The organism is Thioalkalivibrio sp. HL-Eb18 (genome assembly GCF_000364985.1).
Taxonomy (GTDB): domain Bacteria; phylum Pseudomonadota; class Gammaproteobacteria; order Ectothiorhodospirales; family Ectothiorhodospiraceae; genus Thioalkalivibrio.
The window spans coordinates 44,554-57,145 of record NZ_KB822964.1 but is presented as its reverse complement, the minus strand read 5'-3'; the positions used below and the strand labels follow the sequence as shown (position 1 = coordinate 57,145).

13 protein-coding genes are annotated in these 12,592 nt (G+C 66.6%); 6 read left to right on the top strand and 7 right to left on the bottom strand.

What is annotated here, in order from left to right; all coding sequences use genetic code 11:
- Nucleotides 1-2: 2 nt before the first annotated feature.
- Nucleotides 3-554 (bottom strand): outer membrane beta-barrel protein, encoded by a 552-nt coding sequence (locus tag F813_RS0105175; RefSeq protein ID WP_012981932.1) that lies wholly within the window; start codon nucleotides 552-554, stop codon nucleotides 3-5.
- Between the two features lie 326 nt (nucleotides 555-880).
- Here F813_RS0105175 and F813_RS0105170 point away from each other — a divergent pair, with 326 nt between their 5' ends.
- The 3 genes from F813_RS0105170 (at nucleotide 881) to F813_RS0105160 (ending at nucleotide 5,793) form a co-directional block, all read left to right on the top strand.
- Nucleotides 881-1,204: a high-potential iron-sulfur protein gene (locus F813_RS0105170; protein ID WP_012981931.1), complete on the top strand. Its 324-nt coding sequence runs from the start codon at nucleotides 881-883 to the stop codon at nucleotides 1,202-1,204.
- A gap of 285 nt (nucleotides 1,205-1,489) precedes the next feature.
- A complete protein-coding gene (locus F813_RS0105165) occupies nucleotides 1,490-4,708 on the top strand; it encodes an EAL domain-containing protein (protein ID WP_017925823.1) in 3,219 nt (1,072 codons plus the stop codon).
- A gap of 2 nt (nucleotides 4,709-4,710) precedes the next feature.
- Nucleotides 4,711-5,793, top strand: a complete 1,083-nt coding sequence (locus F813_RS0105160) for a DUF3524 domain-containing protein (protein WP_017925822.1) — start codon at nucleotides 4,711-4,713, stop codon at nucleotides 5,791-5,793.
- A gap of 22 nt (nucleotides 5,794-5,815) precedes the next feature.
- On the opposite strand, the gene F813_RS0105155 is transcribed toward F813_RS0105160, so the two are convergent.
- From F813_RS0105155 to F813_RS0105140, 4 genes are all read right to left on the bottom strand, one after another.
- Complete coding sequence (locus F813_RS0105155; RefSeq protein ID WP_012981928.1) at nucleotides 5,816-6,445, bottom strand: triacylglycerol lipase; 630 nt, start codon at nucleotides 6,443-6,445, stop codon at nucleotides 5,816-5,818.
- Nucleotides 6,446-6,466: 21 nt separating this feature from the next.
- On the bottom strand, nucleotides 6,467-8,251 hold the full coding sequence (gene aspS, locus F813_RS0105150) for an aspartate--tRNA ligase (protein ID WP_012981927.1): 1,785 nt from the start codon (nucleotides 8,249-8,251) through the stop codon (nucleotides 6,467-6,469).
- 101 nt (nucleotides 8,252-8,352) lie between these two features.
- Nucleotides 8,353-9,003, bottom strand: coding sequence for a DUF502 domain-containing protein (locus F813_RS0105145; RefSeq protein WP_017925821.1), 651 nt, complete (start codon nucleotides 9,001-9,003; stop codon nucleotides 8,353-8,355).
- Between the two features lie 3 nt (nucleotides 9,004-9,006).
- Nucleotides 9,007-9,291: an FmdB family zinc ribbon protein gene (locus F813_RS0105140; RefSeq protein WP_012981925.1), complete on the bottom strand. Its 285-nt coding sequence runs from the start codon at nucleotides 9,289-9,291 to the stop codon at nucleotides 9,007-9,009.
- A gap of 180 nt (nucleotides 9,292-9,471) precedes the next feature.
- On the opposite strand from F813_RS0105140, the gene F813_RS0105135 reads away from it, so the two are divergent.
- Genes F813_RS0105135 through F813_RS0105125 form a run of 3 tightly spaced genes read left to right on the top strand, consistent with a single transcriptional unit; the run spans nucleotide 9,472 to nucleotide 12,108 of the window.
- On the top strand, nucleotides 9,472-9,849 hold the full coding sequence (locus F813_RS0105135) for a DsrE family protein (RefSeq protein ID WP_017925820.1): 378 nt from the start codon (nucleotides 9,472-9,474) through the stop codon (nucleotides 9,847-9,849).
- A gap of 8 nt (nucleotides 9,850-9,857) precedes the next feature.
- Nucleotides 9,858-10,712 (top strand): SDR family oxidoreductase, encoded by an 855-nt coding sequence (locus F813_RS0105130; RefSeq protein ID WP_017925819.1) that lies wholly within the window; start codon nucleotides 9,858-9,860, stop codon nucleotides 10,710-10,712.
- A 22-nt stretch (nucleotides 10,713-10,734) separates the two neighbouring features.
- Nucleotides 10,735-12,108, top strand: a complete 1,374-nt coding sequence (locus F813_RS0105125) for a nucleoside recognition domain-containing protein (protein ID WP_017925818.1) — start codon at nucleotides 10,735-10,737, stop codon at nucleotides 12,106-12,108.
- Nucleotides 12,109-12,129: 21 nt separating this feature from the next.
- Here the strand turns inward: F813_RS0105125 and F813_RS0105120 are convergent, their stop codons facing one another.
- Together F813_RS0105120 and F813_RS0105115 are read right to left on the bottom strand one after the other, a co-directional pair.
- The gene (locus F813_RS0105120; protein WP_012981921.1) at nucleotides 12,130-12,336 is read right to left on the bottom strand and encodes a hypothetical protein; all 207 of its coding nucleotides are present in this window, start codon (nucleotides 12,334-12,336) and stop codon (nucleotides 12,130-12,132) included.
- 30 nt (nucleotides 12,337-12,366) lie between these two features.
- Nucleotides 12,367-12,585: a hypothetical protein gene (locus F813_RS0105115; RefSeq protein ID WP_017925817.1), complete on the bottom strand. Its 219-nt coding sequence runs from the start codon at nucleotides 12,583-12,585 to the stop codon at nucleotides 12,367-12,369.
- Nucleotides 12,586-12,592: the final 7 nt, after the last annotated feature.

Below are 12,592 nucleotides of genomic sequence, written 5' to 3'. Positions count from 1 at the left end.
GACTAGAAATGCACGCCCAGCTTGGCCATCACCCGCAGGTTGTCGACGTCCTCGCGACCGCGACCGCTACGAAAGCGATCGCTCTCCGTGAACTGATAGCGGGCCTCGACGCCCAGAAACATGTTGTTGTCCATCGTGTACTTCAGGCTGCCGCCGAACTGCGCCGCCCACAGGCCATTGGTGTCATCACCCAGTTCCGCACGTACATAGCCCAGCCCGGGACCAAACCCCAGCTCGAGGTTCGGAGCGGTCTCGAACATCCAGTGGGTGTTCAACTCGGTGCTGGTCATGCGCAGCGGGCTCTCGGAGTATCGAGAAACGCTCAGCTGATGGCGCAGGACACCGGTGCGCGGCTGGAGCAGCTGGCAATTCGCACCCAGTTCGATGCCATAGCCCCAGTCCGTCGAGGTCCCTGATGCATCCGGCGAGACCGAGCCGAGCATGACGGCGATACTGGGTTCCATGCCCACGCGTTCTTGCGCCTGGGCCGTTGTTCCGGCCAGCGCAAGAGTACCAGCGGCCAACATCGCAAGGGACGTACGTAGCTTGAACATGGGACACCTCCAATGAGTCATTGACAGGAACCGGAAGCCCCGCTGGCGCGTCGAGCCGCCACCGCCCGCAGGAACTTCAGCGCCTACTGATATTAGTGGATCGCCGGCCCCGTCGAAACCGGATCGGGCCACCAGGGAGCGGAATTTTTTCGCGGCCCGATGCATCGAAGGGTGCGGAGCGTGTCTTTGAACCGGGCCGAAGTTGCCCACCACGGGAACATCTGGATATTCCCTCGCTCTAAACATGCGATCCGTCCGGCATGCTTCAACCATGCCTTGGGTCAAGTTAAGCGCAAAAAATTCAAATGATCTACGGAGGTCACTCCATGTCCGATCAACCGAACGCGAACCGTCGAGCCTTTCTCCGCCGCGCCTCCATGGCGGTAGCGGCCGTCCCGCTCGCGAGCCTGACCACCTTCGGTGTTGCCTATGCCAAGCCCAAAGCCGAAGACGGCCACGCCCATGACTACGTGAACAACGCCTCCGACGCGTCCGACCACGACGCCTACGAAGACGGCGCCGTGTGCGAAAACTGCGCCTTCTGGGCGGGCGAAGAGGAAAACGGCTGGGGTGGCTGCCACCACCAGGCCTTCCAGGAAGTGCTGGTCAATGCCGAGGGCTGGTGCGATGCGCATGTCCGAGGCGGCTGATCACCACACCGCCTGAGGGCCCCAGCGAACACCGCCTCCGGGCGGTGTTCGCGTTTGGGGGGCAGTCAATGGACGGCCGCGACTTGCGCACTGGGTCGCAAAAAGGTCAGGCTTGGGCCTAACAGGCTAGGCTTGGGCCTAAGTCGCTCAACTTTCCTTGCCAACTGGACGTTATCGGACGACGGCCTGCCCGTTAAAGGACTACCACGTGCCTTACTCCAGTCGCATACCAGCCTCACCTGCGCGCAAGGCCTCATCCTCCCAATCCGAGTTTCCATCTAGCTAGTGGGCCTTGAATCCACGCCACTGACGCTGCTGTACGCGCTCAACGGGCTCGCGTTCTTCACCCTCGGCATCGTGGCGCTGATGCTGCCGCGCCGCGAACGGTTTGTGCCTTTCGCCGCTCATGTCGGGTGGCTGGTGCCGTTCGGTCTGCTGCACGGGGCCTATGGTTTCCTCAACGCGATCGGCCCGCATCACGAGTTGGGCGTACTCTCCGATCGCTGGTTCATGACCGCCTGGCTGGCGGTCTCCTATCTGCCCCTGCTGGAGTTCGGTCGACGCGCGCTGCTCGACATACGCCCCGGCCTGCACCTGCCGGCCTGGGGCGTGTACGGGAGTCTCGCCATCGGCCTGAGCGCGATACTCCTGGTCGCCGTTGAGCCGGCAACCGGGCTCGCCAATGGTGCCCGCTACCTGATCGGGTTCCCCGGCGCACTCCTCGCAGGGCTCGCATTCCTGCTACACGTTCGTTCCCCGGGGGCACAGCCGGAGATGCAGCGACATATCCCGGCGCTGGGGATCGCAGCCCTCGCGTTTCTGGCCTATGCCGTATTTCTGCCTTTCCCGGCGCAGGTTGATTTCGGCCTCCCCGCATGGCTGCCCACGCAGGGCGATTTCCTGGCCGCGACCGGGGTGCCGATCCAGGCCCTGCGCACCGGCGCCGCGATGCTCTTCACCCTGGCGCTGATCAGCCTCGCGCGCACCATCGGCGCGCAGCACAGCGACGACTTGCTGCGGGTGCTGGAAACGGTCAATGGCTTTGTCTACCGTTGCCGTAACAACCCTCAGTGGGACGTGATCTTCATCGATGGAGGGGTCCGCGAATTAACCGGCTACAACGCCGCGGATTTTTATAGCGGGAAGATCACCCTGGCGAGCTGGGTCCACCCGGAGGATTCCGACTCCATATGGGAGGGCGTGCAGAAGGGACTTCAGCGCGACGGGACTTATCAAATCCAGTACCGCGCCATAGCCAGCGACCAATCCGTGCGCTGGGTCTTCGAACGCGGTGCCGGCGTCTACGACGCACATGGGCGGCTCATCTATCTTCAGGGTCACGTGATCGACGCCCACGAGCTGGTCACCACATCCCGCGAACTCGAACGCCGCAGCGAGGAGCTCGAGGCCTTTCGCAGCACGCTGGACCTGACGCTGGATGGCGTCTTCCTGTTTGACGTGGACAGCCTGCAGTTCATCTATGTCAACCAGGGCGCGATGGACCAGACCGGTCGTACTCGCAACGAATTGCTGCAGCTGCACCCGTACGACATCAAGCCGGAGTTCCCCGAGACCCGTTTTCGCAGCATGCTGGAGCCCCTGCGGCGAGGGGAGCGCGACCAGTTGCTGTTCGAGACCACGCACCAGCACGTCGACGGACACCTGATCCCGGTGCACATCTCGCTACAGCTGGTCGCCCCCCGGGGCGAGCGCCCGCGCTATGTCGCCATCGTGCACGACATCAGCCAGCGCAAGCGCAATGAAGAAGCCCTCCTGGAGGCGCTGGAGAGCCTGGAGACCTCGCGCGACGAGCAGGCGCGGCTGCTGGAACTCACGCGGCGCGAGCAGGGGCGCATGGCCTCGCTGCTCTCGGCCATGAGCATCGGCATCCTGTTCGAGGATCGCCAGGGGTCCATCGAGTACGTGAACCCCGCATTTCGCCGCATGTGGGCGATCGCCGACGAGGTCGATCTGGTCGGACAGCCCTCACGTGCCGTGCTGGAACATTCCACCCATCGCTTTGCCCGGCCCGACCATGCCTCGCGGCATGTACTGCACGTCCTCGACACCCACGAGATCAGCGAACGCTTCGAGGTGGACCTCTATGACGGCCGCATTCTCACGCAGCTGTCCTATCCGGTACACGATGCCGACGAGCGCTCCATTGGCCGACTGTGGCTGTACGAGGACGTCACCCACGAGCGCCAGACCGCCCAGCAGCTGGTCTATCTGGCCGAGCACGACCCGCTCACGGGCCTGTACAACCGCCATCGCTTCCAGCGCCAGCTGGAACAGGCGATCCACACCGCCCGTCGCCGCGGGACCCACCTGGCCCTGATCTATTTCGATCTCGACGAGTTCAAGACCATCAACGACACCTTCGGCCACCGCGCCGGAGACACCGTGCTGGTGCGCGCGGCAGGCGAGATCGCAAGCCTGGTGCGCGAAGAGGAGATCTTTGCCCGCCTGGGCGGCGACGAGTTCGCAATTCTGGTCGACCACGCAGCCGAACGGGAACCTGAAGGACTGGCCGAGCGGGTGGCACGCGCGATCTCCGCAATCCCGTTCCGCTTCCGCGGGCAGAATTACCGCCTGACCGCGAGCATCGGCATCGCCCGCTACCCCGAGCACGGAGACAACGTCGAAGACCTGGTGGCCCATGCCGATGCCGCGATGTACCAGGCCAAGGACTCGGGCAAGAACACCTGGGCGGTATTCGACGCCAGCCGCAACACCGCCGAACGCATGCTCGAGCGGATGAGCTGGAGCCAGCGCATCGGCAAGGCGCTGGAGGGCGGGCAGTTCGAGTTGCACTTCCAGGGGATCTACCACCTGGACAGCGGGGCGCTCAATCACATGGAGGCGCTGGTCCGCATGCGCGACCCGCTGGCACCCGGCGAGGTGGTGATGCCGGGACAATTCATCCCCGTGGCCGAGAAGACCGGGCAGATCGTCGATATCGACCGCTGGGTGATCCGCGAGAGCATCGCACACCTGGCCCGCCAGCCCGAGCTCCCGGGGATCGCGATCAACATCTCCGGGCGCAGTTTTGACGAACCCGGGCTGCCGCAATACATCACCAACGAGCTGAGCCAGCAGGGCGTCGACCCTCGGCGGCTCGTCATAGAACTGACCGAGACCGCGGCCGTCTCCGAGATGCAGGACGCCCAGCGCTTCATCGAGGCGTTGCAGCAGGCCGGCTGTCTTGTCTGCCTGGATGACTTTGGATCGGGCTTCTCCACTTTTGCCTACCTCAAGTACCTGGGCGTCCAGGTGCTCAAGATCGACGGCATGTTCGTGCGCGATCTGCCGAACAACCGCGACAACCAGGCGTTCATCCGCGCGATGGTCGACGTCGCCCGCGTGCTGGACAAGTGGACCGTGGCCGAGTGCGTGGAAGACGGCGACACCCTGGCGATGCTGGCCGACCTGGGGGTCGACATGGTCCAGGGTTACCATCTGAATCGCCCCTCGCCGGGTTTCCCGCCGGACCGGGCCCCGTAGGTGTGCAGCCCGCGGCGCCCCGCATCCTGCTGCTGTCCGCCTACCGTGCGGACAGCCATGCCGCCTGGGCCGACTGGCTGACCCGGCAGTTCTCCGAGTTCGACTGGGAGCGCCGGGAACTGCCAGGCCGCCACTTCCGCTGGCGCATTCGGGGCAACCCAATCTCCTGGCTCGAGACCCTCGGCGACGCCCACCCCGATGCCATCATGGCGACCTCGATGGTCGACCTCGCCACGCTGCGCGGCCTCCACCCGGCGCTCGCGCAAACGCCCGCGCTGTACTACTTCCACGAGAACCAGTTCGCCTACCCGACCCAGGCCGGCCAGAACCCCTCGGTGGATCCGCAGATGGTGCAGCTCTACGGCGCCCTGGCGGCCGACCGCATCGCGTTCAACTCGCGCTACAACCGCGATACCTTTCTCGATGGCGTCGACCGCCTGCTCGGACGCATGCCGGACCAGGTACCCCCGGGTGTGCGCACGACGCTCGCCGAGCGCGGCGAGATCCTGCCCGTACCCATCCAGGCCATCACGAGCACCGACCACACAGAACGTGATCCGAACCTGATCCTGTGGAACCACCGTTGGGAATACGACAAGGCCCCGGAAGTCTTCGTCGAGGCCCTGCGGCAACTGGCCCGCAAGGGGATCGATTTCCGACTGGCCTTGCTCGGCCCTCGGCCCGTCAGTCCCCCGGAGTCCCTCGCCCGACTGCGCGCAGACCTGGCGGACCGCATCGTTGTGGACACCAAGTGCTCGCGCGAGGAATACGAAGAGTGGCTGTGCCGGGCGGGGATCGTGGTCAGCACCGCACGCCACGAGTTTCAGGGCCTTTCGCTACTGGAGGCCGCCCGCGCGGGCGTACTGCCGCTGGTGCCCGATGCCCTGGTATACCCCGAACAGTATCCGACCAGCTGCCGCTACGCCGCCGGTGATACCGAGTCATTGGCCGCCCGCCTGGGCGCATGGCTGAGCGGTGAGCGACCGCCCGTCCCTGATATTGGCGACTGGCATGCCGGCCGACTGGAGCCACAATGGCGGCGTCAGATCGAAGACCTGCTGGAGACCCGGCGGGGCGTCGACTGAGGGAGACGCTGAACGGGGCCGCTCAGGGAAGGAAGTCACCGCGATCAAGGAAGTGCAGCGTTTCCCGGGCCACCGTGGCATCGAACAGCATCCCCGTATGCGAGACCGGCAGCGTCAGGTGACGCGTGACATCCGGACCGCGCGTCTCGTCGACGGCAACGAAGCCATCATGCGGGGGCGGCATCTGCGCGAACAGCGGCGCCGGCCCCAGCGGGCGGCTGCCCGCGATCATCCCGATCTCGCGCCCGCGCAGGATTGGGCTGCCGCCCAGCAGACCGCGGTCCAGCGCCGCCCCCAGCCACCAGCGACCGAGCCGGTTGCGCGCCAGACGCGCGGCCACCCGGCTGCCCGCCAGCGGCGAACCCAGCATCACGATGCGCCCGGGGCGCTGGACCGGGGCCACGGTGAACAGATGGCGCACGATAATGCCGCCGAGGCTGTGGGCCACCAGGTGCACCAGGTCGCCGGGGACTTCCTCGACGAAGGCGGCCAGGGCGCGTGCCGCCTGTTCCGGGGTCTGGTGGCGCGAGGCGTAGTGGAAGCGATGGACCTCCAGCCCGCCCGCGCGCAGCCGGCGTTCCAGCAGCGCCAGCTCCAGGCCCGGCATATGCCAGCCATGGACCGTGACCACGCTGGCGCGCATGCCGGCCATGGTGAACGACCGGCCCGTTGCCTACCCGGCCTGTTGCGTAGCGCTGGCGCGCAGGCGGATGCCCAACTCGCGCAGCTGCTTCTCGCCCACCGGCGCCGGGGCATCGGTCAGCAGGCAGGCGGCCGTCTGGGTCTTGGGGAAGGCCATCACGTCGCGGATGGAGTGGGCGCCGCTCATCAGCATCACCAGGCGATCCAGACCAAAGGCCAGGCCACCATGCGGCGGCGCGCCGAATTCCAGCGCATCCAGCAGGAAGCCGAATTTCTCGCGTGCCTCGTCTTCGCCGATCCCTAGGGCCTCGAACGCGGCCTGCTGCATCTCCGGATTGTGGATACGGATGGAGCCGCCGCCCACCTCGGTGCCGTTGAGCACCATGTCGTAGGCGCGGGACAGGGCTTCGCGCGGGTTGGCGCGCAGCGCGTCCGGGCTGTCCACCGCCGGGGCGGTGAACGGGTGATGAAGGGCGTACAGGCGCTTGTCCCCGTCGTCGTACTCGAACATGGGGAAGTCGACCACCCACAGCGGCTGCCAGCCCGCCTCGACCAGCTCGAGGTCGTGGCCGAGCTTCACGCGCAGCGCACCGATCGCCTCGTTGACCACCGAGGCCTTGTCCGCGCCGAAGAAGATCAGGTCGCCGGCGGCGGCCGCGGTCTTCTCGAGGATCTGCCGGGTCACGTCCTCCGGCAGGAACTTCAGGATCGGCGACTGCAGCCCACCCTCGAGATCCGCCGGGTCGTTAACCTTGATGTAGGCCAGGCCCTTCGCGCCGTAGCGGCCGACGTACTCGGTGTAGACGTCGATCTCCTTGCGCGTGAGCTTCGCCCCGCCCGGCACGCGCAGCGCGGCCACGCGACCCTCGGGGTCGTTCGCCGGGCCGTTGAAGACCTTGAATTCCACCGCCTGCATCACCTCGGTCAGCTCGGTGAACTCCAGCGGGATGCGCAGATCGGGCTTGTCGGAGCCAAAGCGGGCCATCGCCTCGGCGTAGGCCATGCGCGGGAACGGATCCGGCAGCTCCACGCCCTGCACCTCGCGGAACAGGTGGCGGATCAGGCCCTCGGTCACGTCCATCACGTCGGCCTCGTCGACGAAGGCCATCTCCATGTCCAGCTGGGTGAACTCCGGCTGGCGGTCGGCGCGCAGGTCCTCGTCGCGGAAGCAGCGGGTGATCTGGTAGTAGCGGTCCATGCCGGACATCATCAGCAGCTGCTTGAACAGCTGCGGCGACTGCGGCAGGGCGAAGAAGCTGCCGGGATGCGTGCGGCTGGGCACCAGGTAGTCGCGCGCGCCCTCCGGCGTGGCCTTGGTCAGCATCGGGGTCTCGAGATCGAGGAACTCGCGCGTCTCGAGGAAGCGGCGCATGGCGGCCGTCACCTGCGCGCGCAAGCGCAGGCGCTGTTGCATCACCGGGCGACGCAGGTCCATGTAGCGATAGCGCAGGCGGGTGTCCTCGCCGACGTCCTCGTCGTCCAGCGGGAACGGCGGGGTCTTCGCGGCGTTCAGGACCTCCAGCTCCAGGCCCAGGATCTCCACCGCACCGGTGGTCAGATCGGGGTTCTCGGTGCCCTCGGGGCGCCGGCGAACGCGGCCGGTCATACGGATCACGTACTCGCTGCGCAGCTGTTCGGCACGCGCGAAGACCTCTTCACGGTCGGGGTCGAACACCACCTGGACCAGGCCCGCGTGGTCGCGCAGGTCGACGAAGATCACGCCACCGTGGTCACGCCGGCGGTTCACCCAGCCGCAAAGGGTCACCTCCGAGTCGAGTTCGTTCTCGGTGACACGTCCACACAGATGAGTTCGCATTACGCTGTTCCAGCCGAAGGGCACGCCCACGGAGGGCCTGCACGGTTAGTCGGGAAAACGGGGCAAACCTCGCGCCTGCGCCCGCGAAAAGGCCGGAAATCTTACGATTTGCCCTGCTCTCGCGCAACCGGAGCCGGCGCCTCGGTGGGGCTCGACAGCGGCGTGACCACGCCCATGGACATCACGAACTTGAGCCCGTCTTCCACCGTCATGTCGAGCTCGATCGCCTCCTCGCGCGGGACCAGCAGCACAAAGCCCGAGGTGGGGTTGGGCGTGGTGGGGACGAACACAGTGATCACGTCGCGCTCGGTGCGATCCTGCACCTCGCCGGCACCCGTGCCGGTCAGAAAACCCACAGACCACAGTCCCCGTCGCGGGTACTCGATCAACACCACCTTGCGAAAGGCCTGTCCGCCATCGGCCAGCACCGTCTCGGTGAGCTTCTTGACCGCCCCGTAGATCGAGCTCACCAGCGGGATGCGGTGCACGATGGACTCGCCCAGCGAGACCAGCTTGCGGCCGACGATATTGGCCACGATCACGCCGGTCACAAACACGACCACGATGGCGATCACGATCCCGGCACCAGGGATCGAAAAACCAAGCAAGGCCTCCGGCCGCCAGGCCGGCGGCAGGAGGAGGATGGTGAAGTCCAGCAGGTCGACCAGCAGCTTGATGATGAAGCCAGTGACGATCAGCGGCAGCCAGACCAGCAGCCCTGCAATCAGGTAGCGGCGCAGGGAGACCAGCATCGATCAGGTGCCGGTCGCCGCCGCTTTGGGAGTCGCCTCGGACTTGCCGGAAGCCGCCGAATCGCTCTTGCCGGCCCCGCCGCCATCCTTCAGGTTGCGCTTGCCGTCCTTCTTGAAGTCGGTCTCGTACCAGCCGCCCCCCGCCAGGCGAAAGCCCGCGGCGGAGACCTGCTTGGTCAGGGCCTCGGCGCCACACTCGGGGCAGGTGGTGGCCGGCGGATCGGATATCTTCTGCAGGATCTCGGAGATCTCGCCACAATCCTTGCACTGATACTCGTAAATGGGCATGCGTGTATTCCTCAGGCTTCGCGTCCGCACAACGGCCGCAACAAAACGGTTCGAGGCGTATTATGCGGGCGTTTCACGCGAATAAAAGGCTTTCCCCGGCGACAATCCGTGTTTGCGCCGCGCGAGCGCAGCGCCGATCATTCGCCCCATACCCGAATGCACTGCCCGCAAGGACCCGTCATGGCCGAAAAGATCGTGATCATGCTGCTGAACCTGGACCTGGACCGCCCCGGCACGCTGGGGGCCCCGTTCTTCCAGGCCACCGTCGCCGCCGCGATGGATCTGGAAGTCGAGATGTACTTTGCCGCCGGCACGACCCGTCTGCTGCGCCAGGGGGTGGCCGAGAACATCTACCCTGGCGAAGCCAGGGAGAAGTCCGTTTACAGCTTCATGCAGGACGCCCACGAGGCCGGATGTCGCTTCTACGCCTGTGCCGGCGCGATGGACGAAAACGGCCTGACGCTGGATAACGCCGTGCCGGAACTGGACGGGATGCGCGGCGGCGGGGCCTTCATCGGCGAGGTGGTCGAGGACGGCGTGGCCACGCTGACCTACTGAGTCCCCGAGTGAGTGACACCCCCTCCCGCGCGATCCTGATCACCGGCTGCTCCAGCGGCATCGGGCTTTGTACCGCGCGTACGCTGCGCGAACGCGGTTATCGCGTGTTTGCCACCGCAAGGCGGGGCGAGGATGTCTCGCGGCTGAAGAAGGAGGGCTTCGAGGCCCTGCAGCTGGATCTGGACGACTCCGCCAGTATCCACAGCGCGGTGACCGAGATCCTGCACCGGACCGACGGGCACCTCTACGGACTATTCAATAACGGCGCCTACGGCCAGCCCGGCGCGGTGGAGGACCTGAACCGCGCCACCCTGCGCGCCCAGCTGGAAACCAACGTACTCGGCTGGCTGGAGCTGACCAATACGGTGCTGCCCGCGATGCGCCGCGCCGGCGAGGGGCGGATCATCCAGAACTCCTCGGTACTCGGCTTTGCCGCCCTGCGCCTGCGCGGGGCCTACGTGACCTCGAAGTTCGCGATCGAGGGCATGACCGACACCCTGCGCCAGGAACTGCACGGCACGGGCATCCACGTGAGCCTGGTCGAGCCGGGCCCGATCCGCAGTGCCTTCCGCGCCAACGCGCTGAAGGCCTTCCGTCGCCACATTCACCGCGAACACAGCCCCTGGGCCGAAACCTACCGCGCCGCCGAGGCGCGCATGGCCAACGCCGAGTCGGACGCCCCGTTTACCCTCGGGCCGGAGGCCGTCGCTCGTTGCGTGGTGCATGCGCTGGAGGCCCGCCGTCCGCGGGTGCGCTACCGCGTCACCTTCCCGACCAAGCTGTTCGCCTTCCTGAAGTGGCTGCTGCCGGCACGCGCGATGGACGCCGTGCTGCGCGGGGTATCGCGCGGGGAGAACCGCTGATGACCGCGCGGGCGGGCGCCGCATGAATCTGATCTTTCTCGCCCTGATCGTGATCGCCGTGGCCACGGCCGCGATCCGCGAGTTCCAGTCCACTGATCCCGACGAACAGCCGATGCAGGCCCTGTCCGAAGGCGCGATCGATGCCGCCGGCTCGGCGGTCGAGCTGGCACTGGGGCTGGTCGGGGTCATGGCGCTGTTCCTCGGGCTGATGAAGATCGCCGAGGCCGGCGGCCTGCTGACCGTACTGGCGCGCCTGCTGCGCCCGCTGATGGTGCGCCTGTTCCCGTCGGTCCCCCCGGAACACCCGGCGATGGGGGCGATGATCCTGAACTTCTCCGCCAACATTCTGGGGCTGGGCAACGCCGCGACCCCGTTCGGCATCCGCGCGATGCAGGAACTGGAGAAGCTGAACCCGCACCCGGGCACCGCCACCAATGCGATGGCGCTGTTCCTGGCAATCAACACCTCCAGCATCACACTGCTGCCCACCGGGGTGATCGCGCTGCGCGCCTCGCTCGGCTCCGAGGCCCCGGCCGCGATCCTGCCGACCACCTTGTTTGCCACGCTGTTCGCGACCATCGCCGGCATCACCAGCGCCCTGATCCTGCAGCGCTACTTCCGCAGTCCGCCCCCCACCCGCTCGATCGACGCGGATGCCGCCTCCGGCTCCGACGAGCTGGAAGACACGATCCGGGAAGCGAGCCAGGACAGCGCCGAACCGGCGACAGCCGAAAACCGCGAACAGGACAGCGACCCGTCCGATCGACAGCCGATGAACATCGAGGTCCCCGCCGAAGGCTATCCGGCCTGGGTCTCGGTTCTGGTCCTGCTGGGAGTGCTGGCGATCATCCCGCTGACGATCGTGTACGGCCAGGCGATCGCCCCCTGGATCATCCCGGGGCTGGTGGTCGGCTTCCTGTCCTACGGCGTGATCCGCGGCGTGCCGGTCTACGAGGTCTTCGTTGAAGGGGCCAAGGAAGGCTTCAACGTGGCCCTGCGTATCATCCCCTATCTGGTGGCGATCCTGGTCGCCGTGGGGATGCTGCGCGAGAGCGGGGCTTTAGGCATGTTCGTCGGACTGGTCGGGCCGCTGACGACCCCGTTCGGCCTGCCGGCCGAGGCCCTGCCGATGGCGCTGCTGCGCCCGCTGTCCGGCTCCGGCGCCTACGGCATCATGGCCGGCATCATGCAGGACCCGGCCACCGGCCCGGACACCCATGTCGGCATCCTGGTCTCCACCCTGCAGGGCTCGACCGAGACCACCTTCTACGTGCTCGCCGTGTACTTCGGCGCGATCGGCGTCAAGCGCGTGCGCCACACCCTGGCCGCCGCGCTGAGCGCCGACGCCGTCGCGGTGATCGCAGCCGTGACCATCGTGGCCATCCTGTACCTGTAACGGGTCTCCCGCGTGGCGCGGTCAGTTGGGCGGTCCACCGGGATTGATGTCCTTGTCCTTCACGATGAAGTAGACGCCGATAGCCGCCAGTGCCATCCACAGGACCAGGGCCACCACGCCCAGGATCTCCCACAGGGTGACAAAGAAGAACAGCATCAGCGCGGCCGCGCCGAGGAAGATATTGCCGATTACGAAGTTCGAGGGACGGCGGGATCCGTTGTCGGACATCAGGGGACTCCGGGCCTGCGCGGCAGGCGATTACTGCTTCTTGTAGGGGGCGAAGTCGAACTGCCCGGCGGTCATGTCGTCCCAGAGGTCGCTCTGGAGCACGGCCAGCAGCTTGAACAGCCTGCGTAGCTCCGGGTCGTCCATGAAGCGCTGGTCCTCGCTGGACTTAAGGGCCTCGACCAGCGTCGCGCATTGCTCGCGGCTGATCCCGAGGACGTTCAGGCCCTCTTCTCCCATCTCGACATCCATCGGGTAA